Here is a 24,499-nt window from a genome sequence, read left to right on the forward strand (position 1 = left end):
CCGCAGAGGGCGGCCCCGGCTGCTCCGGAGCCGCCCTCGGAAGGCCGCTGCCCGCTGTGCTTACTTGCTGCGGCTGTAGTTCGGCGCCTCGACCGTCATCTGGATGTCGTGCGGGTGGCTCTCCTTGAGGCCCGCGGAGGTGATCCGGACGAAGCGGCCCTTGGACTCCATCTCGGCGATGGTGGCGGCACCGACGTAGCCCATGGTCTGGCGCAGGCCGCCGACGAGCTGGTGCAGGACGTTGGCGAGCGGGCCCCGGTAGGGCACCTGGCCCTCGATGCCCTCGGGCACGAGCTTGTCGTCGGAGGCGACCTCGGCCTGGAAGTAGCGGTCCTTCGAGTACGACTTGGCCTGGCCGCGGGACTGCATGGCGCCCAGCGAGCCCATGCCGCGGTAGGACTTGAACTGCTTGCCGTTGATGAACTGCAGCTCGCCCGGCGACTCCTCGCAGCCCGCCAGCAGGCTGCCCAGCATCACGGTGTCGGCACCGGCGGCCAGCGCCTTGCCGATGTCGCCGGAGTACTGGAGGCCGCCGTCGCCGATCAGGGGCACCCCGGCGGCGCGGGCGGCGAGGGACGCCTCGTAGATGGCGGTGACCTGCGGCACGCCGATGCCGGCGACGACGCGGGTCGTGCAGATGGAACCGGGGCCGACACCGACCTTGATGCCGTCGACACCGGCGTCGATCAGGGCCTGGGCGCCGTCGCGGGTGGCGACGTTGCCGCCGACGACGTCGACGCCGACGCTCGACTTGATCTTCGACATCCAGCTCAGCGCGTTGCTGTTGTGGCCGTGCGAGGTGTCGACGACGAGGAAGTCCACCCCGGCCTCGGCGAGGGCCTGGGCGCGGTCGAGGGCCTCGGGGCTGGCGCCGACGGCGGCGCCGACGAGCAGGCGGCCCTCCGCGTCCTTGGCGGCGTGCGGGTACTGCTCGGCCTTGACGAAGTCCTTGACCGTGATGAGGCCCTTGAGGACGCCGTCGCCGTCGACCAGCGGCAGCTTCTCGATCTTGTGGCGGCGCAGCAGCTCCATGGCGTCCACGCCGGAGATGCCGACCTGGCCGGTGACCAGCGGCATCGGCGTCATGACCTCGCGCACCTGCCGGCTGCGGTCGGTCTCGAAAGCCATGTCGCGGTTGGTGACGATGCCGAGCAGCTTGCCCGCGCCGTCGGTGACCGGGACGCCGCTGATGCGGAACTTGGCGCACAGGGCGTCGGCCTCGCCCAGGGTGGCGTCCGGGTGGATGGTGATGGGGTTGGCCACCATGCCGGACTCGGAGCGCTTCACCAGGTCGACCTGGTTGGTCTGGTCCTCGATGGACAGGTTGCGGTGCAGGACGCCGACGCCGCCCTGGCGGGCCATGGCGATGGCCATCCGGGACTCGGTGACCTTGTCCATGGCCGCGGAGAGCAGCGGGATGTTGACCCGCACGTTGCGGGAGATGCGGGACGAGGTGTCGACCGCGTTCGGAAGCACCGCGGAGGCGCCCGGCAGCAGCAGCACGTCGTCGTAGGTCAGCCCGAGTGTCGCGAATTTCTCGGGCACTCCGTCGACGTTGGCAGTCATGACACCTTCCCCAAATGGCCTTGATCGGTGCGGATGTCCATGCTAACGGGAAGTGGACGTGGGTCATTCCACGATCAAGGAAGCGTGCGACCTTCGTGCGTTTGTACGAGAGGGGTCGCCGCGCGGGTCGGACGCGGGGCGTCGCCCGAACTACTGCTCCGCCAGCGCCCGCAGCCGGCTCAGCGCCCGGTGCTGGGCGACCCGTACGGCCCCCGGTGACATTCCCAACATCTGCCCGGTCTCCTCGGCGGTGAGCCCGACCGCGATGCGCAGCAGGAGGAGCTCGCGCTGGTTCTCCGGCAGGTTGGCCAGCAGTTTCTTGGCCCAGGCGGCGTCGCTGTTGAGCAGTGCCCGCTCCTCGGGGCCCAGCGAGTCGTCCGGCCGCTCGGGCATCTCGTCGGAGGGGACGGCCGTCGAGCCGGGGTGGCGCATCGCGGCGCGCTGGAGGTCGGCGACCTTGTGGGCGGCGATGGCGAAGACGAACGCCTCGAAGGGGCGTCCGGTGTCCTTGTAACGGGGCAGCGCGAGCAGTACCGCCACGCAGACCTCCTGCGCGAGGTCCTCGACGAAGTGCCGGGCGTCGCCGGGCAGCCGGGACAGCCGCGTGCGGCAGTAGCGCAGCGCCAGCGGGTGAACATGGGCGAGCAGGTCGTGCGTGGCCTGCTCGTCCCCGTCCACGGCGCGGTGGACGAGCCCACCCACCGTCCCCTGGTCCGGGGGCGCCTCGTCGTCACGCATCGGTCCATGGTGCCTTGCGGCCGTCCGATCCGTGGCTCCGTGCCCGTTGTTGTGCACCGAAGCGTTATGAGCAGGTGCGCCGGAACTCATCCCCTGCGCCCTCCCCTTCCGCTCGACCGACTCGTCCCCGAGGAACTCCACACCTCAAGGATGCGTCATCCGCGCCGAAACGAGCAGCGGGCACCCGGCGGGTCGCCTTGTCACCCCCGCTCACCTCGCGATAAGCGGGGATCGTCACGTCCCCGACGGGCCCTTTCGGACTCCATCGCACGGGGAGCCCCTAGCGGACCAGGCCCCACCGGAAGCCGAGCGCCACGGCGTGTGCCCGGTCCGAGGCGCCGAGTTTCTTGAAGAGCCGGCGGGCGTGGGTCTTGACGGTGTCCTCGGAGAGGAACAGCTCGCGGCCGATCTCCGCGTTGGAACGGCCGTGGCTCATGCCCTCCAGGACCTGGATCTCCCGCGCGGTGAGCGTGGGCGCCGCACCCATCTCGGCCGAGCGCAGCCGGCGCGGGGCGAGCCGCCAGGTCGGGTCGGCCAGGGCCTGGGTCACGGTGGCGCGCAGCTCGGCGCGCGAGGCGTCCTTGTGCAGATAGCCACGGGCACCGGCGGCCACCGCGAGGGCCACGCCGTCCAGGTCCTCGGCGACGGTGAGCATGATGATGCGCGCGCCGGGGTCGGCGGACAGCAGCCGCCGGACGGTCTCGACGCCGCCCAGGCCGGGCATGCGCACGTCCATCAGAATCAGGTCCGAGCGGTCGGCTCCCCAGCGGCGGAGGACTTCCTCGCCGTTGGCGGCCGTCGTCACGCGCTCGACGCCGGGCACGGTCGCGACCGCGCGGCGGAGCGCCTCTCGGGCAAGCGGGGAGTCGTCGCAGACGAGGACGGAAGTCATGGCCGTCCTCCGCAGCTCTTGCGCGTCACGTTGAGCCTCCAGGCTGGTACGAAATCGTCACCTGTGCGGTCGACCGTCCCGGACGCCCGCCCGAGCACTTGTTCCTTCAACCGCCTCCGCACTCTCAACGATGGTCACTCGAAAGAGTTACGGGGCTGTGTGTCGTCTTCGGCACTCTACGTGAGGGGGCGGCCACGCAGCAGACATGCGCGGGGGACCCGCGCCGTTTCATCACAAGCGGTGCCCCATTCAGCCGCTTTTCTTCCGCTTCGGCGGTGTCTGCGGCTAGATTCGCAATGAGTCATATTTTCATCTCCTTAGATCGTAGTTGTACGGTCGTGGACACCGTATCCACCCAGAACGGCTACAAGGGGTCACGCAATGGCAGATTTCTCCCGCCTTCCCGGACCGAACGCGGACCTGTGGGACTGGCAGCTCCTGGCTGCGTGCCGAGGGGTGGACAGCTCGCTCTTCTTCCATCCGGAAGGCGAACGCGGTGCGGCACGGAGCGCTCGCGAGAACTCGGCCAAGGAGGTCTGCATGAGGTGCCCGGTCCGCGCCGAGTGCGCGGCGCACGCGCTGGCGGTGCGTGAGCCGTACGGCGTGTGGGGCGGGCTGACCGAGGACGAGCGCGAGGAACTCATGGGCCGGGCCCGCAACCGCCTGGTGGCGGCGACGGCCTCGGCGTCGTCCGGCGGGGAGGCGGCCGCACCTCACTGAAGGAACGTTTCTCTGAAGCGGCTCGAGGAACGGCTCGAGGAAGGATTCGACGGAGAACCCGAAGCAGGACCCGGAGAAACCCGGACATACGCGCAGACGCCCCGAGAGCCCCGGCGCCGGAGTCCCGACGCGGTCAGCGCGCCGCCGGCTGGCGCTCGCCCGCCCGGGCCAGCTCGTCGAGGGTCGCCGTCACCGCGGGCACCTGCGCCAGGTCGGGCAGCGTGAGCGCGACGATCTCCCGCCGCACGGCCGGCTCCAGCGTGACCGTCCGTACGCCCCGGGGCCGCACGGACTCGACGGCGAGCTGGGGCAGTACGGCCACCCCGAGCCCCGCGCCGACCAGGCCGACCACCGCCGGGTAGTCGTCGGTCGCGAAATCGATGCGGGGCGAGAACCCGGCCCCCTCGCACACCTCGACCAGCTGGCCGCGACAGCGCGGGCAGCCCGCGATCCAGGACTCCCGGGCCAGCTCGCCGATGGCCACGGCCCCTCGGGTACGGGCGAGCCGGTGCTCCTCGGGGACCAGCGCCACCAGCCGGTCGGTCAGCAGCGGCCGTACGACGAGGTCGTCCCACTCCTCCGCACCGGCCGCACCCTCGTAGCGGAAGGCGAGCGCCACGTCGCAGTCGCCCTCGCGCAGCAGCTCGACGGACTTCGGCGGCTCGGCCTCCTCCAGGAAGACCCGGGTGCCGGGGTGGGCGGCGCGCAGGGCGGCCAGGGCGGTCGGTACGAGGGTGGAGCTGCCACTGGGGAAGGAGACCAGCCGGACCCGCCCGGCGCGCAGCCCGGCGATCGCGGCGACCTCCTCCTCGGCCGCCGTGAGCCCGGCGATGATCCCGGCGGCGTGCCGCACCAGCGCCTCTCCGGCCTGGGTCAGCCGCATCTCGCGTCCGGTGCGCACGAGCAGGGGCGTGCCGACGGAGGCCTCCAGGGCCTTCATCTGCTGGCTGACGGCGGGCTGGGTGCAGCCCAGCTCGCGCCCGGCGGCGGAGAAGGAACCGGTCGACGCCACGGCGCGCAGGACACGGAGATGACGAGCCTCGATCACACCCCCGAGGATAAGCGACCCTTTGACCGGACGCCGAATAATGGGTCGCCGCTTTGAGCGCGCATGGCCTACCGTTCTCGCATGCACCTTCCCGCCATGAGGCTTCTGTCCGTCAACCTGGGCCGCGCGAGGGCGGTGCCCTACACGGACCAGCCCGAGGGCGTCACGGGCATCGACAAGCGGCCCGCGGACGGGCCCGTACGGGTGGCGGCGCCCGGGGCGAAGGGCTTCGGGGCGAGCGGACTCGCCGGCGACGCCGTCTGCGACACGCGGCACCACGGCGGCGACGACCAGGCGGTGTACGCGATGGCGCGCGAGGACATGGACGTCTGGGAGCGCGAGCTGGGCCGCGAACTGCCGAACGGTTCGTTCGGCGAGAACCTCACCACCACGGGCCTGGACCTCGCCGGCGCCCTCATCGGCGAGCACTGGCGGATCGGTCCCGAGCTGCTCCTGGAGGTGACGTCCGGGCGCATCCCCTGCCGCACCTTCCAGGGTCACCTGGGCGAGCCGCGCTGGGTGAAGCGCTTCACGGAGAAGGGTGCGCCGGGCGCCTACTTCCGCGTGCTCGAACCCGGTGAGATCCGTGCGGGCGACCCGGTGCGCATCGTGCACCGGCCCGCCCACGAGGTGACGGTGGCCCTGCAGTTCCGCGCGGTGACGACCCAGCGGGAGCTGCTCCCCCGGCTGCTCGCGGCGGGTGACGCGCTGCACCCGGAGGCGCTGGCGTCGGCGCGGAAGTACGTGGCGGAGTACGGGGCCTGAGCAAAGCGGACGTGCTCGGTCCGCACTCGTGATCCCGCCCCCTAACCTTGCGCCATGACAACGGCATTGATTACGGGATCGACGGCGGGCCTCGGCGCCGCGTTCGCGCGCCGGCTGGCGGCCGACGGGCACGACCTGGTGCTGGTGGCCCGCGACACCGAGCGGCTGCGCGAACAGGCCACCGAACTGCACGACCGGCACGGCATCGAGGCGGAGGTGCTGACCGCGGACCTGTCGACGGACGCCGGCATCGACGCGGTGGCCACTCGGCTGTCGGACCGCAGGAGCCCCGTCGACCTGCTGATCAACAACGCCGGGTTCGGCAACAAGGGCCGTTTCCTGGAGGTCCCCATGGCCGACGAGCTGACCATGCTCAAGGTGCACTGCGAGGCGGTGCTCCGGCTGACCTCGGCGGCGGTGGAGGCGATGCGGGAGCGGGGCCGCGGCGGCGTCGTCAACGTCGCCTCGGTCGCCGCCTTCGTGCCGCGCGGCACCTACGGCGCCTCCAAGGCGTGGGTCGTGCAGTTCACCCAGGGCGTGGCGAAGGACCTGTCCGGCAGCGGCGTACGGCTGATGGCCCTGGCCCCCGGCTTCGTGCGCACCGAGTTCCACGAGCGGGCCGGCATGGGCACGGACAACATCCCGAACTGGATGTGGCTCGACGCGGACAACGTCGTCGCGGCGGCCCTCGCCGACCTGTCCCGCGGCAAGTCCCTGTCGATCCCCGACCCGCGCTACAAGACCCTGATGGGCGCGGCGAAGCTGGTGCCACGGGGCCTGCTGGGCGGGATCACGTCGCGGACGGGGCGCAAGTACGGGCCGCAGTGAGGACGCGGGCCGGCGAGGGGAGCAGCCGTGGCGCCTGTCGCGAGGCAGAGAGCTGACACGACGACAGCGGCCACTACGCTGCCGTGACCCTTCGGCGGATCGCTTCGAGCCACTTCCGCAGGGACATCCCTCCAGGCGGCAGGAGCTCGAGGCCCAACGCACTGGTCGCGGCTCGGAGCTCCCGATCCGACGACACCATTTCCAGCAGCTCGCCGATTTCCTGAGCCGCTCGTGCGCGGTCCTCCGAATCGGTCTCGCCGACGTACTCGTCGAGGGCCTCTTCGCGGGACGCGTAGAGGTAGGAGAAGTCCTGGTGGAAGTAGGCGCCGAGCAACTGGCCCAGGGAAGGGAAGCGCTCGTTCCATTCCCAGGACGTTCGCGGGGTCGCCTGCGGAACGCGTGACGGATCGTGCAGGAGGCGGTCAAGGTGGCCTCTCACCACGCGCAGACAGTCCTCAACGGTCGTACCCCTTGGTGGTTGAATGTGCGGAAGGTACTCCACTTCGTCCGCGATCTCGTCGGAGAACAGGCCGACGGAGAGAAGGTCGTCGATCTGCCGGATCGCCGTCGCCGCACGCGCGGGGTCCCGTGCGGCGATCCGGAGATAGGCGGAGAGAGCCGGCCCGGGGACTTCCGCGGTGTCGGAGAATGCGAAGTCCACGTTGGCGTACGACTCCAGCAGGTCGCTGAGCTCGTAAAAACGCTGTCCTGGCGGCAGGGAATGACTCATCAGCTGCTCCGATTGCGGGTGCTAGGGCTGTGGGAACGAGGTGAGGACGCGATATCCGGACGGCGCCGACGGGTCGGCCTTGAGGATCACCCGTACCCCCTTCACCCACTTCGTCGGCTGCCCGTGCGTGAAGTCGTAGCGAGTGAGATGCAGCCCCGTGTACTCGTCGAACTTCGCTTCCAGCCGCAGTGGCCCCTTCGCCCCCTTGGCCAGCCAGCCCGAGATCTTCCGTTGGTTGCTTGCAATGGTGAGAGTCCTGTCGGTGAAACGCTGTGCGGCGTCGACGTCCACGTAGCGTGAGTCGGCGGCGAGGTCGGCATCTTCCCGCAGTCGCTTGCGCATGCCGTCAATGGTCTTGTCCACGTGCTTGTCGATGGTGTGGGCCTTGCTCCTGCCCCCAAGGCTCTTGCCCTCGTCACCGCGGACATCCGCTCGATGCTCGGGTTTCGTACGGCCCTTCCGTTTGCTTCTGGGCCACGCGTTGTAGTCACCGTCGGAGCCGTTCGTGGCCCCCAGCCCCATGAGGACGAGCCCGGCCGAGCCCAGGACACCGGCGCTGAGGGCGGCCTCAGCGGTGAGCGCTCCGGCCGCTCCGCCTCCCGCCAGCGCAAACCCTCCGGGAGGGAAGAGCGCCAGCAGCGAGAGCAGGAGAAGAGCGAACCCGAGGTACACCAGAAACGTGTTCAGCGCGTCGAGCAGATGCACCGTCCGTATCGACTTGCCGTCGGGGCCCACCTCGCCCAGTCCCTGCCACAGCAGGAACGTCCCCGTAGTGGCCGCCCCCAGTGCGGTTCCGAGGCGGAATCGGTGCGCGACCAGCAGTTCCGCCACGGGTTGTGCCGTCACGGCCCGCCAGGTACGCAGCAGCACAGTGAGCTGGTAGGCGATCCAGACGAGGGCGGCGATGCCGAACCCCATCATGATCTTCGGGCCCGGCCCGGTGGTGAAGAACTCCTGGAGACCGGCCGTGTCCTTGAAGGAGCCGACACCCAGGAACAGCAGTGCCGGCACCGCGAGCAGGCACGGCACGAGCAGCAGCCAACGGTCGCGGGGGCGGCGGGCTCTCCGGGCTGCCTTCAGCCACGTTCGGAGGTTGACCGTCTGCCAGGCCTGCTGGTTGTCGGATGCGTCCATCCGCACGGTGATCCCGGCGACGACACGGCGGAGTTCTTCGGATTCGACGGTCGGCGCCGATGTGGCCGCGTACAGCAGGGAACGCCGAAGCCTGATGTAGCGCAGCCCGACCAGCAGGCTCCAGGGCGCCCGCCAGGTCGTATAGCGGAGCAGCGCTGCCACGCTGTCTCCGTCGGCGCGTTCGGTGGCAAGCAGTACGCCGGGCACGGACCGCTTGCCCCTGTGGAGGCGGCCCAGATCGACGATCAGGGCGATGGCCAGACACACGAGTGGCGCAGCCCATGCGTGCGCGTTCAGGTTCTCGAGCCACTGTTCGGCCTTACTGCCCGGCTCCCGCGCCGCGTAGTTGTTCACCGTGTGGTGAAAGACAGCCGCAGCGAAGGGGGCCACCGACAACAGGCGCACCCACCCGCACGTACCCCACAGCAGTCCGACCCCGAACCCCGCGAGGGTCGACAGCACCAGATGCTGAAACGTCTCTGTGGCCGGAGGTCCGGCCGTGCCCAGTTGGCTGAACGGTGCGGGCAGCCAGGCGGTAAGCACCTGGCCCAAGCCGGGGACATAGGGAAGGAGACAAGCTGTCAGGGATGATCCAGCCCTCACCACGAGCTATCGCCCGGTCCGCGTCCAGACCGAAACGGAGCACCGCCTCCAGCAGTCCGAATCCAGCGCCCAGCGCCCCGCCCAGCACCGTGAAGTCGCTCAGCCCCCACTGCCGGCGGACCCGGCGGCTGCATCCCACCAGCAGCAGCGGGGCGATTTTGATCAGTTCCTCTGCCCACGGCGCCACCGTGTAGCTGGTGGTGTTCACCACCGTGATCAGCGACTGCCCCGACTGGTCCGCGTAGAGGCGCGTGTAGGCGAGTTCCACCACCGCCGTGGCCACTCCACACCCGTACACCCCCACCGCGACGGCCAGCAGCACAGTGGAAAGACGCACGGACCGCGTCGGCCATGAAACGGCGTAGAGCTGTAAAACACCCCAGACAGCCGCTACCGCCATCATCAACGTCACGCCAGCCCCCCGCCGGAACGACCATCAATTCGCAGTTGTGAAGGTGATGTTATGGAGTCGATCGTCGCCACAGCAAGGGACTTGAGACGTCAGGGCGCGCAGAACGCCACCGCGTGGATGCCGACGTGCGCCGCAGAGGTCAGTCGGCAGGCTCCTGGAAGTTCTCCCAGTGCTTCTTGGCCTCGGACATGGACTCACGCAGTGAGGGCTCTGCTGCCTCAACCGGTCCCAGTTCCTCGCCGTCGACCGTGTACAACCGCTCGCCCGAGACAACGAAGTAGGAGTCCTCACCGGCGGGGACGCCTGTGAACTACGTATAGGCGAAGCAGTGTCCGGCGAGGCCTCCGTACTCGGACGAGAGGATCTCTCCGCCCTGAGAGCTGCCCGTTGCCAGCACTCGTTTGTCCGCTCCGAGCAGCTTCTCGCGGCCTGTCCCAGTCCGAGTACGGCTACTGCGGCAGCCGCGCTCCGTCCATCAGGAAGACGGCGTCCTGGTAGTGGCGCAGTGCTGCGTGGGCGAAGTGGTGTTCTTCTGAATTCACCGGCACGGCACGGCACGGATCTTAGGGCGCGCTTCACCCGGATGGCCCAGTTCCGGATCTTGAACCGGGGCGTCACCCGAACGTGTGGTCCATCCCCGTCTGCTCCTGGCGAGGTACCGGTGCGACTTAGCGTCGGGTGGCTGCGCCCGCAGCAGGCGGGAGGTCGCAGGTTTCGGCGAGGGAGAGGGCGGCATCGCGTGAACGCGGGCACTGGTGACGGGGACGAGCTGTACGTCGACGGTTCCGACGGGGGGCGCACGGGCGGGGCGAAGGCGGGCCGAGGTTCCGTGACCGGCGGGGGGACGGTGATGTTCTCCGACGCTCCCGGCGGTGGGAGTGGACCGGCGCCGGCGGTCCCGGCCCCGGGCCACCGTCCCGGTGCCGCCCCCGACGCCGCCGGTGCCCGGGCCGCCTCCGTCCCTCGCGCTCGGCCCGCCCCGCGCCCCGGGCCCGACGGCGTCCCTGCCAAGTCCCGGAAGGCCGGGAAGGCGGGGAAGGCCCGGAAGACGGGGCGGTGGGCGAAGGTCGGGCAGCGGATCGTGCCGGACGACCTCCAGCCCGAGGTGTTGCGCGTGGAGCTGACCGAGCTCGGGGACGCGTTCCGCGCGTACCAGCGGCACCCCGAGCCGGACCTCGCCGCCCTCGCCGAACTCCACGACCGCAAGGCCCGCGCCTTCGCCCTGTGGGCCGACGTCACCGGCGACGCATCCCTGCGCGAGGAGGCGGACCGGGCTGCGGCGGCCGCGCGGACCACCCGAGAGATGGACGCCAACCGGCACGGCGTCCCGGTGGGTGAAGACGGACCGCTGGTCGAGCGGTTGCTGACCCGGGGCCAGGGCGTCCACGCCCGCAATGTGCTGGAGCACCTCCGGGTCACCTCACCGCTCCCCGAGGCCGAGGCGCGGCTCGCGGTGCTGATGATCACCCTGCGGGCCGCGCGTGCGGGTACCGGGAACGTCACCGGGCAGGACCTCAGCGGCTGGTTGCAGGGCGACGCCGAGCGGGTGCTCCAGGCGCTGGCCGACATGGGGTGGCTGCTCCTGCCGGAGGACGTCGCCCCCGACGACGCGCTGATGTCCCGGCCCGAGGAGCCCACGCAGGTCACGGTGCCCACTCTGATTCCCACCCAGCCCCGCCCGTTCTTCTTCGGCAAGGTCACCCGGGCGCGGCTGTCGGGGTGGGCGCAGAAGGTGGTGGGCGACCGGAAGCTGCGGAAGAAGAAGGCGGGGCCGGCCACTCGGCTCCTCGCGGTGTACACCGCGGCCCACAGCCGTCCCGACGGGTGTCTGGGAGAGGCCGTCGAGGACGGTGACGGGCTCGCGCTGGAGACAGTGGCCTCCTTCTGCGGCCTGCGGCCCGAGGACGTCGCCGAGCACGCCGGACTGCTGGCCGCCGCGGGCTGGCTCGAGGAGGACGCCGACACGGCCGGGGGACGGCTGCGGGGACGGCTCGCCGAGCGCGTACTGCCGCTGAGCGGACTGCTGTGACGGCACCTTCCTGAGGTTCGTCAGGGCAACGCCCCAAGGGGCGCGGGGAATTGCGCGACCCGCCGCAACGGCCCCGACCCTGCGGTACCAGGAAACGGTGCCCGGCCCCCCGCAGGGGACCGGGCACCGTTCGCTCAGCTCAACTCAGCGCAGCGCTCAGTGGGCGTGGCCGTGGCCGTGGCCCGCGGCGGCCGGCTCTTCCTCTTCCTTCTTCTCGACGACCAGGGTCTCGGTCGTCAGCAGGAGGGAGGCGATGGAGGCGGCGTTCTCCAGGGCGGAACGGGTGACCTTCACCGGGTCGATGACGCCGGCCTTGACCAGGTCGCCGTACTCGCCCGTGGCGGCGTTGAAGCCCTGGCCCTTGTCGAGCTCGGCGACCTTGGAGGTGATGACGTAGCCCTCCAGGCCGGCGTTCTCGGCGATCCAGCGCAGCGGCTCGACGGCGGCGCGGCGGACGACCGCGACACCGGTGGCCTCGTCGCCGGTCTTGTCGAGGTTGCCCTCGAGGACCTTGACGGCGTGGACCAGCGCGGAGCCACCACCGGAGACGATGCCCTCCTCGACCGCGGCGCGGGTCGCGGAGATGGCGTCCTCCAGACGGTGCTTGCGCTCCTTCAGCTCCACCTCGGTGGCGGCGCCGACCTTGATCACGCACACGCCGCCGGCCAGCTTCGCGAGGCGCTCCTGGAGCTTCTCGCGGTCCCAGTCGGAGTCCGTGGACTCGATCTCGGCCTTGATCTGGGCGATGCGGCCCTCGACCTCGTCGCGCTTGCCGGCACCGTCGACGATGGTGGTGTCGTCCTTGGTGACGGTGATGCGGCGGGCGGTGCCGAGCACGTCCAGGCCGACCTGGTCGAGCTTGAGGCCGACCTCCTCGGAGATGACCGTGGCGCCGGTCAGGACGGCCATGTCCTGCAGCATCGCCTTGCGGCGGTCGCCGAAGCCCGGGGCCTTGACGGCCACCGCGTTGAAGGTGCCGCGGATCTTGTTGACGACGAGGGTGGAGAGCGCCTCGCCCTCCAGGTCCTCGGCGATGATCAGCAGCGGCTTGGAGGCGTTGGCCTGGATGACCTTCTCCAGCAGCGGCAGCAGGTCCGCGATGGAGGAGATCTTGCCCTGGTTGATCAGGATGTACGGGTCGTCGAGGACGGCCTCCATGCGCTCCTGGTCCGTCACGAAGTACGGCGACAGGTAGCCCTTGTCGAAGGCCATGCCCTCGGTGAAGTCCAGCTCCAGACCGAAGGTGTTGGACTCCTCGACGGTGATGACACCGTCCTTGCCGACCTTGTCCATCGCCTCGGCGATCAGCTCGCCGACCTGCTGGTCCTGGGCGGACAGCGCGGCCACGGCGGCGATGTCGGACTTCTCGTCGATCGGGCGGGCGGTGGCGAGGAGGTCCTCGGAGACGGCCTTGACGGCGGCGTCGATGCCCTTCTTGAGCAGCGCCGGGGAGGCACCCGCGGCGACGTTCTTCAGGCCCTCGCGCACGAGCGCCTGGGCGAGCACGGTGGCGGTGGTGGTGCCGTCACCCGCGATGTCGTTGGTCTTGGTCGCCACCTCCTTCACCAGCTGGGCGCCGAGGTTCTCGTACGGGTCCTCGACCTCGACCTCGCGGGCGATGGTGACGCCGTCGTTGGTGATGGTGGGGGCGCCGAACTTCTTGTCGATGACGACGTTGCGGCCCTTGGGGCCGATCGTCACCTTCACCGTGTCGGCAAGCTTGTTGACGCCGCGCTCGAGGGCGCGACGGGCGTCCTCGTCGAACTTCAGGATCTTCGCCATGGGAGCGTGAGCCCTCTTCCGGAAATCTTGGGGTTATACGGCAACTGCGCCCCCGACGCCCGGCTTTTTATGGTCGCGGGAGCCAGGGGCGCAGCTGGAAAGCAAGGTGCTTCGAGATGAAGTGCTACTTCTACTTCTCGACGATCGCGAGCACGTCGCGGGCCGAGAGGACGAGGTACTCCTCGCCGTTGTACTTCACCTCGGTGCCGCCGTACTTGCTGTAGAGCACGACGTCGCCGACGGTGACGTCGAGCGGAAGACGGTTGCCGTCCTCGAAGCGGCCCGGGCCCACGGCCAGGACGACGCCCTCCTGGGGCTTCTCCTTGGCGGTGTCCGGAATGACCAGGCCCGAAGCCGTGGTCTGCTCGGCGTCGAGCGGCTGGACCACGATGCGGTCCTCGAGCGGCTTGATGGCAACCTTGGAGCTGGCGGTCGTCACGATCCGACCTCCCCCTTCGGAGATCTCACGGGGTTAACTGTCTGAGGTGGCGACCAGGTCGATCCGTCGTCGCGGGTGCCGGACCTGCCCGTCGCTTTGTTGGCACTCTCCGGTGGGGAGTGCCAGACCCGAGACTATGACCGCGATTAGCACTCGGTCAAGCGGAGTGCCAATGCCGGCGGCGCGTCGGCGGGGATTTCTGGTGAACGCCGGTTTGTGGAGGCACCCTGCGTGGGTGTGGGCGTCGCTGGGGGCTGCCGCCCCCAGGCCCCCGCTTCGGCCCTGAACGGGCCTTGTCCTCAAACGCCGGACCGGCTGTGACTAGAGGTACTTTTCCAGGTCGCCCACCCTCAGCCCCTGCTCCTCGATCGTGTCCAGCAAACGTTCCGTGCGGGCCGTCAGGTTCGTGGCCGTCGGGTGGTCCGGGTCCACGGCGATGATGTCGCCGGGGTGGAGGCGGGGCTCGCCCCGGGTGTAGGTGAGGTCGCCGGCGGCGTCGAGGGTGGCGCGCCACAGGATCAGGGCCGTGATGCCGCAGTCGGCGGCGGCGCGCAGGGTCGTGGTGTCGTACGTGCCGTGCGGCGGCCGGAAGAGGTGGGCGCGGACGCCGAAGCGGGACTTGAGCTTGGTCTGCTGGCCGCAGATCTCGGCGCGCTGGCCGGCGTAGGGCAGGCCGCGCAGAAAGCGGTGGTCCAGGGTGTGGTTCTGCAGGCTCGCGCCGAACGGGCGCAGCCGGGCGAAGTCGCCGTACGCCGGTCCGGCGACCGTGTCGGTGAGGAACAGGGTGACCGGGAGCCGCCGCTCGCGGATCAGGCCGGCGAAGGCGGGGTCGCGCTCGGCGCTGTCGTCGTAGGTGAGGAAGACGACCGGGTCGTCGGTGCGGACGTGGTCCACGACGGGTGGCAGCCGGCGCCCCCGGTCGGCGTCCTGGGCGGGGTCCCCGGCCGCCGCCGCCCGTTCGGCGGGTGCGGCGAGCCGGTCGCAGGCGGTGAGCGGGAGCAGCAGGATCAACGGGAGCAGGAGGGCGGCCGGGGCGGTGCCTGCCGGGCGGGACCGCCCTCGCCTCACAGGTAGTCCTCCAGGCGGGCCACCGCGTATCCGTCGGCGGTGATCCGGTCCAGGAAGCGGCGCGCCATGTCGGTCATGGTGCCGTCCCAGTCGTTCTCGCCCCGGAAGTGGGTGAGGACGATGTCACCGGGGTGCAGGTCCTGGTCCCACTCGCGGTACTCCCAGTGGTCGACGTACACCTCCTCGCTCCAGATCGGGGCGTACTCGATGCCGCAGGACTTGGCGGCGCGCAGGGTGTCGCGGTTGTAGTTGCCGAAGGGCGGGCGGAAGAGGACGGGGCGCTTGCCGTAGTGCTTCTCCATCACGTCCTGCATGCCGCAGATCTCCTGCTTCTGCTCCTCGTAGGAGAGCGCGGGGAGGTAGGGGTGGCTCAGGGTGTGGTTGTTGAGGGTGACGCCCCGGGCCTGCATCTTCTTGAAGTAGCCGTAGTCGTCCTTGATCTCCTCGTCGGTGAGGAAGACGGTGTACGGGATCTTCAGCTCGCTCATCATCTTCAGGAACGCCGGGTCCTTCTCGGCGCCGTCGTCGATGGTGAGGAAGACGACCTTCTCCTTGGTGGGGACCGTGGTGAAGACCGGCGGGAGGCCGTCCTCCTCCTGGCCGTCGACCTCGAAGCCCTCGCGGGCCTTGATCACCGGCTTCTTCTCGGGCGGCGCGGGGGCCGTCAGCGGGACCTTCTCGAGGTTCCAGCGCTTGGCGGCGGCGACCAGGGCGGCCCGGGCCTCGCGCGCCTTGGCCGCGGCGTCGGCCGCGCGGGCCTGGGCAGCCTCCGGGCCCTGCCGGCCGGCGGCGCCCCGCTCGCCGCGGCCGTCGCCCTGCGCACAGCCGCCGGCGAGGGCGGCGACGGCGAGGACGGCGGCGGCCGCCGTCCCGCGCCGGCGCAGTGCTCTGCGGCGGACCCCCCGGAGTGCGGGACGGGATGCCCGGGACACGCGACGCGACGCCCGACTTTTGTCATTTTGTACGACTGCTCGCATGGTGCCGGATCCTCGCAGGACCCGGACGCCGAACCCGGTCCGACACCGCGCCGGAGGCACACCGTCCACCGACTGGCCCACAATGTCCCGGTGAACGACCTCGATTCCCTCCACGCCCTGCTCACCCCCGAGGGCCGCGCGCTGCTCGACGAGGTGCGCGACACCGACCCCGCGCGGGAGTTGGCGGTCGCCACCCGGCTGCGGCGCACGCACCCCGCCGGGCTGGTCTCGGCGGCGCTCGGGCAGGCGCGGCTGCGGCAGCGGGCGGTGGCGAAGTTCGGCGCCGAGGACGCCCGGCGGATGTTCTTCACACCGAACGGGGTGGAGCAGTCGACGCGGGCGAGTGTGGCGACGTATCGCGCGGAGAGCCTCCAGGCACTCGGGGTGCGGTCCGTCGCCGACCTGTGCTGCGGGATCGGCGGCGACGCGATCGCCTTCGCCCGCGCCGGGATCCGGGTCCTGGCCGTCGACCGGGACCCGCTGACCTGCGCGGCGGCCCGTGCCAACGCCGACGCGCTCGGTCTCGCCGACCTGATCGAGGTGCGCGAGGCCGATGTGACGGAGGTGGACACCGCCGGATACGACGCCGTGTTCGTGGATCCCGCCCGGCGTTCCTCCGGGCGCGGCCGGATCTTCGATCCGGAGGCCTACTCCCCGCCCCTGTCCTGGGCCGTGTCCGCCGCGCTCGGGGCGCCGATCGGCCTGCTGAAGATCGCGCCGGGCGTTCCGCACGAGGCGATCCCCCCGCAGGCGACGGCCGAGTGGGTCTCGGACGGCGGGGACGTCAAGGAGGCCATGCTGTGGTTCGGCCCGGACGTGACGCCGGGCGCGCGGCGGGCGACGCTGCTGCCCGCCGAGGCGGCTGTCTACGCGACGCCCGAGACCATGCTCCCGGACCCCGCGGTCCGGCCGGTCGGGCGGTACCTGTACGAGCCGGACGGCGCCGTCATCCGCGCCCACCTGGTCGCCGAGGTGGCCGACGACCTCGACGGCGGGCTGATCGACCCGACCATCGCCTACGTCACCGCCGACGAGCCGCACCGCACGCCGTACGCCACCGTCTACGAGATCACCGATCAACTCCCGTTCAACGTCAAGAAGCTGAAGGCGCTGCTGCGGGAGCGCGGGGTGGGCACGCTGACCGTGAAGAAGCGGGGCTCGGCGGTCGAGCCGGAGGAACTGCGCAGGAAGGTCAAGCCGCAGGGGCCGAACGCCGCGACCGTGTTCCTGACGCGGGTCGCGGGGGCGCCGACGATGCTGATCGGGCACCCGGCGCGTTAACCGGCCGCCTCCTGTGCCCGGCGCCGCAGCAGCGCGCGTTCGCGGGCGTTGCGGGCCAGGGACGCGGCCCGTTCGAACTCCTCGCGGGCCTCGGCCGTGCGGCCCAGACGGAGCAGGAGGTCGCCCCGGACGCTGGGCAGCAGGTGGTAGTCGCGCAGCGCGGGTTCCGCGGCGAGGGTGTCGACGAGGGCCAGGGCGGGCGCCGGCCCCTCGGCCATCGAGACGGCGACCGCGCGGTTGAGTTCGACGACCGGGGACGGGGCCCGGGCCGCGAGCAGGCCGTAGAGCGCGGCGATGCGCGGCCAGTCGGTCTCCTCGTAGGTGTGGGCCGTCGCGTGGCAGGCGGCGATCGCGGCCTGGAGGGTGTACGGGCCCGGGGCGGCGGAGCCGGTGGTGGCGTGAGCATGGCCGAGGGCGGTGACGCCGCGGGCGATGAGCATGCGGTTCCAGCGGTGGCGGTTCTGGTCCTTCAGCAGCACCGGCTCGCCGTCGGGGGCGGTACGGGCGGCGGTGCGGGAGGACTGGAACTCCAGCAGTGCGGCCAGCCCGTGGACCTCGGGCTCCTTCGGCATCAGGGCGGACAGGACGCGGGCCAGCCGCAGGGCGTCCTCGCACAGGGCGGGGCGGAGCCAGTCGTCGCCTGCGGTGGCCGCGTAGCCCTCGTTGAAGATCAGGTAGATGACCTCCAGGACCGAGCCGAGCCGGGCCTCGCGGTCCGGTCCGTACGGCACCTCGAAGGCGACGTTCTTCCTGGCCAGCGTGCGTTTGGCGCGGACGATCCGCTGGGCGACGGTCGGTTCGGGCACGAGGCGGGCGCGGGCGATCTCGGGCGTGGTCAGGCCGCCGAGCAGGCGGAGGGTGAGGGCGATGCGGGCCTCGGCGGACAGCACCGGGTGGCAGGCGGTGAAGACCAGCCGCAGCAGGTCGTCGTCGATGTCCTCGGGGTCGGCGGGCTCCTCGGGCGGGGGCGCGGAGGCGGGCAGCTCCCGGCCGATCTCCGCGAGCTTGCGGGCGTAGGTCTCCCGGCGCCGGATCAGGTCGACGGCGCGGCGGCGGGCGGTGGCCATGAGCCAGGCGCCCGGGTTGTCGGGCACGCCGTCCCCGGGCCACTGCTCCAGGGCGGCGACCAGGGCGTCCTGCGTGAGCTCCTCGGCGATGCCGACGTCCCGGACGAGCCGGGCGACACCGGCGATCACGCGGGGCGACTCCAGCCGGAAGACGGTTTCGAGGGCGGCGGTGGGCTGCGCTTCCACAGCCCACCATGGAACACCCTCGAACCGCCGGGGCAAAACGGCGCTCGGGCCCGGTCCGCCGGCTCAGCCCTCCATCAGCTCCCGGACCTCGCAGGTCACCGTCCAGTGCTCCTCGTGCACCTTCAGGAACCGCTTGGTCCACTCGACCGCCTCGGCCCGGTCCTTCGCCTGGAGGAGGGAGTAGCCGCCGATGACCTCCTTGGACTCGGTGAAGGGCCCGTCGGTGACGGAGATCCGGCCGCCCTCGTAGTGAACGCGGGTGCCCTGGGCGGTCGGGGTGAGCCCGGCCGTGTCGAGCAGGACGCCGGCCTTGGTCATCTCGTCCATCAGCTTCTCCATCCGCTGGATTAGCTCGGGGCTGGGGCCGCCGGCGGGGGTGTCGGACTCCTCGATGCGGATCAGGGACAGGTAGCGGGGCATGGTGACTCCTCGGGGTGGTGGTGCGGCGGCCGGGTGTCCCCGGCCTCTCACCCCTTGCGTCGAACGGGCGGGCCCCGGATCGACACCGGCCGCGGGATTTCCCGAAGGATTTCTCAGCGCAGCGATTCCCACAGCTCGGCCGCGTCCGGCTGGTCCGCCACCACCCGGTTGGGGTCGGAGGGCGCGGGCAGCACCGGCATCGTCAGCGTGCGTACGTCGTCCGCGTCCAGGTCGCCGAGGCTGCGGCCCAGGTTCGTCAGCTCGCCCAGCGAGTCCAGGCCGGTGTCGGTGGTGAGGCTGCCGGTGAGGGCGTCGGCGACCTGGTAGAGGCGCGCGGGGTCGGCGAGCAGGTCGGTGGCGGAGATCTGCTCGAGGAGCGCCTTGACCAGCTTGTGCTGGAGCTCTATCCGGGCGAGGTCGCTGCCGCCCTCCAGTCCGTACCGGGTGCGGGCCAGGCCGAGGGCCTCGGTGCCGTCGAGGTGGTGGGTGCCGGCGTCCAGGTGCAGGTGGCTCTTGTCGTCGTCGATGTCCACGTCCGTGGTGACGGTGACCCCGCCGAGCGCGTCGACCAGGTCGGCGAAGCCGGAGAAGTCGACCTCGACGTAGTGGTCCATGCGGACGCCGGTGAGCGACTCGACGGTCTTGACGGCGCAGACGGGACCGCCCAGTTCGTAGGCGGTGTTGAACATCGCGCCGCTCGCCGCCCTGGTCGTACCGCCCGACGGCAGCGGGCAGGCGGGCCGCTCGACGAGCGTGTCGCGCGGGATGCTGACGACGGTGGCGGCGGTGCGGCCCGCGTCGAGGTGGACGACCATCGCCGTGTCCGAACGGGCGCCGCCGCTGTCGCCGCCGCCGAGTTCCCGGTTCTCCTCGCCGCTGCGCGAGTCGGAGCCGAGGACGAGGAGGTTCAGGGCGCCGGTGGGCACCGGGGACGCGGAGGGCGAGGCGGGGGGCACGGCGACGGGGCGGGCGGGGCGGTCGTCGCCTAGCGCGCCGTCGATGTCGACGCTCTTGATGTTGCCGTTGAGGTGCCAGTAGGCCCAGCCCGCCGCCCCGGCGCCGAGCAGCAGGGCGCCGGTCAGGGCCAGGCCGGCCACCTTGAACCCCCGCCGGCGGCCGTCCCGGCCCTCCTGCACGCCCCGCGCCGCCATGCGTCAGCCCCCGCCCCGCCCGTCTCGTTCGCGTCCCCACTCGGATGCCCCGCCGGGAGGAACATAAGTCCGAATTATTGAAACTGGAACAGGTGGGCCGGGCTTCTGCGGAAATTCTCAGACTTCGCAGGCCGCCGAGCACCCCCGGGCCCGGGGCGCGTGCGGCGGGCTACGCCTCCCGGGGCGGCGCCGTACTGCTGCGCACCTCCAGGCTGGTGGCCAGCTCCACACGGGTCGCCGTCGGGGAACCGTCGTCCCGCCCGAGGTCCAGGACCAGCCGGGCCGCCGCCTCGGCCATCTCCATCAGCGGCTGCCGTACGGTCGTCAGCGGCGGGCCCACCCAGCGGGCCACCGGCAGGTCGTCGAAGCCGACCACGCTCAGGTCCTGCGGGATGCGCAGCCCCAGCTCGCGCGCGGCCTCGTACAGTCCGAGCGCCTGGAGGTCGTTGCCGGCGAAGACGGCGGTCGGCCGGTCCGGGCGGCGCAGCAGTTCCAGGCCCTGCCGGTAACCGGCCTCGTGGTGGAAGTCGCCGGTCACGATCAGGCCGGGGTCGACGGGCAGCCCGGCCGTCTCCAGGGCGGCCCGGTAGCCGTCGACGCGGGCGCGGCTGCACATCATGCGGGTGGGGCCGCTGATCGCGCCGATGCGGGTGTGGCCGAGGTCGACCAGGTGCCGGGTGGCGGCGAGTCCGCCCTGCCAGTTGGTGGCGCCGATGGACGGCACGTCGGCGCCCGGGTCGCCGGCCGGGTCCATCACCACGAACGGGATGGACCGGCTGGTGAGCAGGGCCCGCTGCGACTCGTCGAGGCCGGACAGGACGAGGATCACGCCGTGCGGACGGCGGGCGGCGACCTGGTCGGCCCAGGTCCGGCCGGGAGTGAGGCGGCCCGCGCTCTCGGAGAGTACGACGCTGAGCCCGGTGTCCCGGGCCACGTTCTCCACCCCCCGGATGACCTCCATCGCCCAGGCGCTCTCCAGTTCGTGGAAGACCAGGTCGATCAGGGGCGAGCGGGTCGACTCGGCCCGCCTGCGCCGGTAGCCGTGCACGCGCAGCAGCTCCTCGACGCGGGCCCTGGTCGACGGGGCGACGTCGGCGCGGCCGTTGAGCACCTTCGAAACAGTCGGCGCCGACACACCGGCCTCACGCGCGATCTCGGCGAGGGTCGCGGTCTGCGCGGACCGCTTTCGCGTCGGAGTCTCAGCAGGCTGCGGGGATGTCATGGCGGCGATCGTAACCCCACGCGCTCCCAGGGCGAAGACGTCGGCCACTCAGGGCCGCCAAAACTTTAGGCGTTGAATTCGAAACATTCGACGGCTCAGTCGTCACGCATCGCCAGGTCGGCGAGGTTCAGGAACGCCTCCGTGGTGGCCCGACGCAGCCTGCGCAGCTCCCAGCCCGGGGACTGCAGGGCGCCGTCGAAGGGCACGCGGACCACCTGCTCGGGCCCGACGCGCAGCCGTGGGACGAAGGACTCCGGCAGCTCCCGTACGGACGGCCCGTCGGTGTCGGTGACCACGACGAGGGCGGTGCGCGCGAGCCGCTCCCGGCCGGCGCCCCGGACGAGGGCGAGGACGCGCACGGCCGCGTCCAGGAACCAGTCGGCGGTGCCGCAGCACAGGATCAGCCGGTCGGTGTGGTCGAGGACGGCGGCGGCCGACCCGTCGAGCCGCAGCGGGGCCCAGTCGGTGAGGACGAAGGGGTAGTAGTGCGCCGTCTGCGCCAGGACGCGCACGTACTCCTGCTGGTGCGCCGGGTTGGGGCTGAAGTGCCCGCTGCGGTGGGCGACCACCTCCAGGCCGGAGGGCAGCCGGGTGGTACGGGCGCGGATCTCCTCGTAGGGAACGTCGGCGGGCAGCGCCGCCAGATCCCGTACGACGGCCGGGTTGCGACGGGTGAGGAAGGCGTCCAGTGAACCCTCGGAGGGGGACCCGTCGAGGGCCAGGACCGGCTCTCCCCGCGCGGCGGCCAGGAGGGAGCCGAGCACCATCGTGGTGGTGGCGCGTCCGCTGTAGTGGTAGGCGCCGATCAGAGTCAGCCGCCTGCTGCGCGGCAGGGGCGCCCGCAGCCGGTCCAGGCGGTGCAGGGCCTGCCTGTGGGCGGCGCCGAAGCGCGGCAGCCGCAGCTCCGGGCGCGGGGCGTGGGCGTCCGGGGCGGGCGGGGCGAGCGGACCGCGCGGGGCCCGGCTCTCCCACTCGGCGGCGGGGCCGGCCCCGGCCAGCTGGAGCCGGGTGCGGGCCACGTACCGGGCGAGGACCTCGGCGACCTCGCTCGCGGTGGGCCGCTCGGCGGGATCCGGGTCCACGCAGCGCAGCACCAGCCGCCGCAACTGCTCCCAGGTGTCGCCCTGCCACAGGTGCATGCCCTCCGGCAGCGACGGCAGGTCCCAGCCTGCCTTGCTGCTGATGACCTGGAGCAGCTCCCCCAGCGCGCGTACGTTGTCCTCCCGGGTGGGCGCCGGGCCCGAGCCCAGGTACACGCCGTCGACGGCGCAGTCCGACAGGTCGCCCAGGACGACGGTGCGCCGCAGGACGTACACGCTGTCGGCGTCCAGGGCGGCGGGCACGAGGTTGTTGAGGTGGCACAGGGCCACCGCGTTGGCGAGGTAGCAGGAGACCAGCAGGCCCCGCAGGGTGTCGAAGGGGGCGGTGCCGTCGGTCAGGGCCCGGTCGAAGAGTTCCGTGAGCCGGGTGGGCTGGACGTCGGGGTCCCCCTCGTCCGCGATCGGGGTCATGGCGAGCCAGGGCGGGGAGTCCTGGAGCCCGGCGGCGAGCAGTACCGGCGCGTACTGTCCCTGGAGGCGGCGCAGCGCCTCGGCCTCCACCGTGACGAGCTGCGCGTTGACGGCGGGCAGGTCGGGGCGCGGCACCCTCAGGACGGCCGCGTTGCCGCGGCCGTCGACGCCCTGGTAGAGCAGGGTGCGCCGGCCGCGCCGGCGGCCGCGCAGCTCGTAGCCGCCGAGGCGGGCCGGGTCGTCGTCGGCGAGCGGCTCCCAGAGTCCGCCGCCGGTCCGGGCTCCGGTACCGGCCGTGCTCGGCCCGCGGCCGAGGGCGGGTGAGGCCCTGCCGACCGACACTCCGAACCGGGCGAGCAGCCTGCGTTCGACGCTGGTGAACGGCTGCTGGGAGCCGGGCAGGGTGTCGGAGCCGTCGGGGTGGAGCAGCCAGGCCGGGAAGTCGGGGGAGTTGCCGGCGAGTTCCTCCAGCCGTCGTCCGATCCGGCGGCCGGTGCGCAGCAGTTCGGCCTGCGGGACCGCGTCGAGCAGTACGGCCTTGGCGGTGTCGGAGAAGTCGAAGACCCGGTGCTTGGCGGGCAGCGGACCCGACACGGGCGCCGGGTGGGGCCGGACCAGGCCGCCGAGGAACACCTCCGCGAGGTGGGAGGTCGTGGCGGCCCAGGGAACGGCGCTCTGCACCAGCCGCATCACGGGGACGGACAGCGGGGCGACCGCCGCGAGGTGGGCGGCCAGACGGTACGCCTCGGGGGTCGCGGCGTCCCGGAAGTGCTGGGCTCCGCCGGGGTCCCGGGCGGGGGCGACGGCCGCGTGCCGGTCGGGGCTGGCCAGCAGCGGAAGCTCCACGGTGGCACCCGGCGAGGCGAGCAGCCGGGCCCACACGCCGAGGGAGCCGACGGTGGGTTCCAGGACGGGGACCGGGATGTCGTCGAAGCGGCTCAGCTCCGGGGGCAGTACGGGGTCGACGACCTTCCAGGAGGTGTTGGCCCCGCCCACGCGGCGGGTCGTGGCCCGCCAGCGTTCGGCGGCGATCCCGGAGGCCTCCCACATGTCGGGCGGCAGGGTGTGCAGGACCGCGACGGGACCGCGCGCCGCCCGTTCGGCCAGCAGCGCGTGTACGGCGCCCGAGCGCCAGGCCGGGCCCATGCCGTCGCTGACGACCAGCAGCAGGGTGCGGCCGGAGGGGTCGTTGACGGTGGTCAGCGGCAGCTCGGTACCGGCCTGGGCGAACGGCCGTGCGTGCAGGCGTGGTCCTGCCGCGTTGCCCGTGTCCAGGCCGAGGACGCGGGTGACCGCGAAGGCCCCCAGGCGTTCCAGGAGGGTGCGCAGCTCGGTGGCGAGCCGGTGCCAGAGCAGCATCGACAGGCCGTCGTCGACGAGCAGCGTGAGGTCAAGCCAGCGTTCCCGCACCGGCCGTTCCACGACGTCGGGCAGGTCGGTCTCGGCGAGCTGGGCGGCCGTGCGGTCCTCGTCGATCTCCGTGCGGTGGCGGCTGTCGTGGCGGCGCCGCAACGGCCTCAGCGACCGTCCGAGCGCCAGCTCGCCGTCGAGTGCCTTCTCCTCGGGGACGCGCACCGGCAGCGCCCTGCGGGGCTCGTGGCCGGTGGCCGTGAACCGGGGCGCGGGCTCGGGAGCGGTCCGGGCGCCCGCGTGCAGGGTGGCCGGGCTGGTCAGGTCGGGCAGGTCCGGGTCGCCGGGCTCGGGCGGCGGACGTCGCGGCACGGGCCGCTCGCAGACTCCGGAGCCGTCCGACGACGCGGGCTGCTCCGGAGCGCGGTCGGGTGCCTGCCGGTGGAGGGGCGCTTCGGGGCCCGCGGGCAGTTGCCGGGCCAGCCACAGCACGTCGAGGACCTGGTCGGCGTCCAGGTCCACCCGGCAGGCGCCGAGGAGCCGCAGCACCTCGGCGAGCCGCTCTCCCCCGGCGGGCACG

Annotated in this window: 21 protein-coding genes; 5 read left to right on the forward strand and 16 right to left on the reverse strand. The window is 72.0% G+C overall.

Annotation, left to right across the window (positions count from 1 at the left end; genetic code table 11):
• Nucleotides 1-60 precede the first annotated feature (60 nt).
• From guaB to NI25_RS15165, 3 genes are all read right to left on the reverse strand, one after another.
• Nucleotides 61-1,566 carry an IMP dehydrogenase gene (guaB, locus tag NI25_RS15155; protein ID WP_061442980.1) on the reverse strand — a complete coding sequence of 502 codons (1,506 nt, stop codon included), beginning with the start codon at nucleotides 1,564-1,566 and terminating at the stop codon, nucleotides 61-63.
• Nucleotides 1,567-1,716: 150 nt separating this feature from the next.
• Nucleotides 1,717-2,304 (reverse strand): sigma-70 family RNA polymerase sigma factor, encoded by a 588-nt coding sequence (locus NI25_RS15160; RefSeq protein WP_031034860.1) that lies wholly within the window; start codon nucleotides 2,302-2,304, stop codon nucleotides 1,717-1,719.
• A 280-nt stretch (nucleotides 2,305-2,584) separates the two neighbouring features.
• Nucleotides 2,585-3,196: a response regulator transcription factor gene (locus NI25_RS15165; protein WP_003948568.1), complete on the reverse strand. Its 612-nt coding sequence runs from the start codon at nucleotides 3,194-3,196 to the stop codon at nucleotides 2,585-2,587.
• Between the two features lie 381 nt (nucleotides 3,197-3,577).
• On the opposite strand from NI25_RS15165, the gene NI25_RS15170 reads away from it, so the two are divergent.
• The gene (locus tag NI25_RS15170; protein WP_061442981.1) at nucleotides 3,578-3,916 is read left to right on the forward strand and encodes a WhiB family transcriptional regulator; all 339 of its coding nucleotides are present in this window, start codon (nucleotides 3,578-3,580) and stop codon (nucleotides 3,914-3,916) included.
• Between the two features lie 133 nt (nucleotides 3,917-4,049).
• On the opposite strand, the gene NI25_RS15175 is transcribed toward NI25_RS15170, so the two are convergent.
• Complete coding sequence (locus tag NI25_RS15175; RefSeq protein WP_061442982.1) at nucleotides 4,050-4,964, reverse strand: LysR family transcriptional regulator; 915 nt, start codon at nucleotides 4,962-4,964, stop codon at nucleotides 4,050-4,052.
• 96 nt (nucleotides 4,965-5,060) lie between these two features.
• On the opposite strand from NI25_RS15175, the gene NI25_RS15180 reads away from it, so the two are divergent.
• A complete protein-coding gene (locus NI25_RS15180; protein ID WP_199560910.1) occupies nucleotides 5,061-5,729 on the forward strand; it encodes an MOSC domain-containing protein in 669 nt (222 codons plus the stop codon).
• Between the two features lie 54 nt (nucleotides 5,730-5,783).
• Nucleotides 5,784-6,557, forward strand: coding sequence for an SDR family NAD(P)-dependent oxidoreductase (locus tag NI25_RS15185; protein WP_061442984.1), 774 nt, complete (start codon nucleotides 5,784-5,786; stop codon nucleotides 6,555-6,557).
• Nucleotides 6,558-6,630: 73 nt separating this feature from the next.
• Here NI25_RS15185 and NI25_RS15190 read toward each other — a convergent pair whose 3' ends face one another.
• Genes NI25_RS15190 through NI25_RS40195 form a run of 3 tightly spaced genes read right to left on the reverse strand, consistent with a single transcriptional unit; the run spans nucleotide 6,631 to nucleotide 9,427 of the window.
• Entirely contained in the window at nucleotides 6,631-7,287 is a 657-nt protein-coding gene (locus tag NI25_RS15190) for a contact-dependent growth inhibition system immunity protein (RefSeq protein WP_061442985.1), read from the reverse strand.
• 21 nt (nucleotides 7,288-7,308) lie between these two features.
• Nucleotides 7,309-8,775 (reverse strand): RNase A-like domain-containing protein, encoded by a 1,467-nt coding sequence (locus tag NI25_RS15195; protein WP_233520732.1) that lies wholly within the window; start codon nucleotides 8,773-8,775, stop codon nucleotides 7,309-7,311.
• The gene (locus tag NI25_RS40195) at nucleotides 8,741-9,427 is read right to left on the reverse strand and encodes a PrsW family glutamic-type intramembrane protease (RefSeq protein WP_324610081.1); all 687 of its coding nucleotides are present in this window, start codon (nucleotides 9,425-9,427) and stop codon (nucleotides 8,741-8,743) included. The genes NI25_RS15195 and NI25_RS40195 overlap by 35 nt, the downstream gene beginning before the upstream one ends.
• 748 nt (nucleotides 9,428-10,175) lie before the next feature.
• On the opposite strand from NI25_RS40195, the gene NI25_RS15200 reads away from it, so the two are divergent.
• Entirely contained in the window at nucleotides 10,176-11,465 is a 1,290-nt protein-coding gene (locus tag NI25_RS15200) for a hypothetical protein (protein WP_061442987.1), read from the forward strand.
• Nucleotides 11,466-11,621: 156 nt separating this feature from the next.
• On the opposite strand, the gene groL is transcribed toward NI25_RS15200, so the two are convergent.
• From groL to NI25_RS15220, 4 genes are all read right to left on the reverse strand, one after another.
• Nucleotides 11,622-13,247, reverse strand: coding sequence for a chaperonin GroEL (gene groL / locus NI25_RS15205; RefSeq protein ID WP_061442988.1), 1,626 nt, complete (start codon nucleotides 13,245-13,247; stop codon nucleotides 11,622-11,624).
• A gap of 130 nt (nucleotides 13,248-13,377) precedes the next feature.
• A complete protein-coding gene (groES, locus tag NI25_RS15210) occupies nucleotides 13,378-13,686 on the reverse strand; it encodes a co-chaperone GroES (protein ID WP_010986397.1) in 309 nt (102 codons plus the stop codon).
• A 321-nt stretch (nucleotides 13,687-14,007) separates the two neighbouring features.
• Nucleotides 14,008-14,754, reverse strand: a complete 747-nt coding sequence (locus NI25_RS15215; protein ID WP_061442989.1) for a polysaccharide deacetylase family protein — start codon at nucleotides 14,752-14,754, stop codon at nucleotides 14,008-14,010.
• The gene (locus NI25_RS15220) at nucleotides 14,751-15,731 is read right to left on the reverse strand and encodes a polysaccharide deacetylase family protein (protein ID WP_233520733.1); all 981 of its coding nucleotides are present in this window, start codon (nucleotides 15,729-15,731) and stop codon (nucleotides 14,751-14,753) included. The genes NI25_RS15215 and NI25_RS15220 overlap by 4 nt, the downstream gene beginning before the upstream one ends.
• A 90-nt stretch (nucleotides 15,732-15,821) precedes the next feature.
• Here NI25_RS15220 and NI25_RS15225 point away from each other — a divergent pair, with 90 nt between their 5' ends.
• On the forward strand, nucleotides 15,822-17,012 hold the full coding sequence (locus NI25_RS15225; protein ID WP_061442990.1) for a class I SAM-dependent methyltransferase: 1,191 nt from the start codon (nucleotides 15,822-15,824) through the stop codon (nucleotides 17,010-17,012).
• Here NI25_RS15225 and NI25_RS15230 read toward each other — a convergent pair.
• The 5 genes from NI25_RS15230 to NI25_RS15250 form a co-directional block, all read right to left on the reverse strand.
• Nucleotides 17,009-18,265: an RNA polymerase sigma factor gene (locus NI25_RS15230; protein WP_061442991.1), complete on the reverse strand. Its 1,257-nt coding sequence runs from the start codon at nucleotides 18,263-18,265 to the stop codon at nucleotides 17,009-17,011. The genes NI25_RS15225 and NI25_RS15230 overlap by 4 nt on opposite strands.
• 63 nt (nucleotides 18,266-18,328) lie before the next feature.
• Complete coding sequence (locus tag NI25_RS15235) at nucleotides 18,329-18,685, reverse strand: YciI family protein (protein ID WP_061442992.1); 357 nt, start codon at nucleotides 18,683-18,685, stop codon at nucleotides 18,329-18,331.
• Between the two features lie 113 nt (nucleotides 18,686-18,798).
• Nucleotides 18,799-19,836 (reverse strand): LCP family protein, encoded by a 1,038-nt coding sequence (locus tag NI25_RS15240; RefSeq protein ID WP_061442993.1) that lies wholly within the window; start codon nucleotides 19,834-19,836, stop codon nucleotides 18,799-18,801.
• Between the two features lie 169 nt (nucleotides 19,837-20,005).
• Nucleotides 20,006-21,058, reverse strand: a complete 1,053-nt coding sequence (locus NI25_RS15245; RefSeq protein ID WP_061442994.1) for a LacI family DNA-binding transcriptional regulator — start codon at nucleotides 21,056-21,058, stop codon at nucleotides 20,006-20,008.
• 95 nt (nucleotides 21,059-21,153) lie between these two features.
• Nucleotides 21,154-24,498 carry an SAV_2336 N-terminal domain-related protein gene (locus NI25_RS15250; protein ID WP_148315128.1) on the reverse strand — a complete coding sequence of 1,115 codons (3,345 nt, stop codon included), beginning with the start codon at nucleotides 24,496-24,498 and terminating at the stop codon, nucleotides 21,154-21,156.
• Between the last annotated feature and the right edge of the window lies 1 nt (nucleotide 24,499).

Origin of the sequence: Streptomyces sp. CCM_MD2014 (genome assembly GCF_000772045.1) — a bacterium.
GTDB classification, from domain to species: domain Bacteria; phylum Actinomycetota; class Actinomycetes; order Streptomycetales; family Streptomycetaceae; genus Streptomyces; species Streptomyces salinarius.

Bases quoted from the DNA above. Each gene is read 5' to 3' on its own strand.
- guaB (WP_061442980.1), bottom strand. From the start codon at position 1,566: ATGACTGCCAACGTCGACGGAGTGCCCGAGAAATTCGCGACACTCGGG.
- NI25_RS15160 (WP_031034860.1), bottom strand. From the start codon at position 2,304: ATGCGTGACGACGAGGCGCCCCCGGACCAGGGGACGGTGGGTGGGCTC.
- NI25_RS15165 (WP_003948568.1), bottom strand. From the start codon at position 3,196: ATGACTTCCGTCCTCGTCTGCGACGACTCCCCGCTTGCCCGAGAGGCG.
- NI25_RS15170 (WP_061442981.1), top strand. From the start codon at position 3,578: ATGGCAGATTTCTCCCGCCTTCCCGGACCGAACGCGGACCTGTGGGAC.
- NI25_RS15180 (WP_199560910.1), top strand. From the start codon at position 5,061: ATGAGGCTTCTGTCCGTCAACCTGGGCCGCGCGAGGGCGGTGCCCTAC.
- NI25_RS15185 (WP_061442984.1), top strand. From the start codon at position 5,784: ATGACAACGGCATTGATTACGGGATCGACGGCGGGCCTCGGCGCCGCG.
- NI25_RS15190 (WP_061442985.1), bottom strand. From the start codon at position 7,287: ATGAGTCATTCCCTGCCGCCAGGACAGCGTTTTTACGAGCTCAGCGAC.
- NI25_RS40195 (WP_324610081.1), bottom strand. From the start codon at position 9,427: ATGATGGCGGTAGCGGCTGTCTGGGGTGTTTTACAGCTCTACGCCGTT.
- groL (WP_061442988.1), bottom strand. From the start codon at position 13,247: ATGGCGAAGATCCTGAAGTTCGACGAGGACGCCCGTCGCGCCCTCGAG.
- NI25_RS15220 (WP_233520733.1), bottom strand. From the start codon at position 15,731: ATGCGAGCAGTCGTACAAAATGACAAAAGTCGGGCGTCGCGTCGCGTG.
- NI25_RS15235 (WP_061442992.1), bottom strand. From the start codon at position 18,685: ATGCCCCGCTACCTGTCCCTGATCCGCATCGAGGAGTCCGACACCCCC.
- NI25_RS15240 (WP_061442993.1), bottom strand. From the start codon at position 19,836: ATGGCGGCGCGGGGCGTGCAGGAGGGCCGGGACGGCCGCCGGCGGGGG.
- NI25_RS15245 (WP_061442994.1), bottom strand. From the start codon at position 21,058: ATGACATCCCCGCAGCCTGCTGAGACTCCGACGCGAAAGCGGTCCGCG.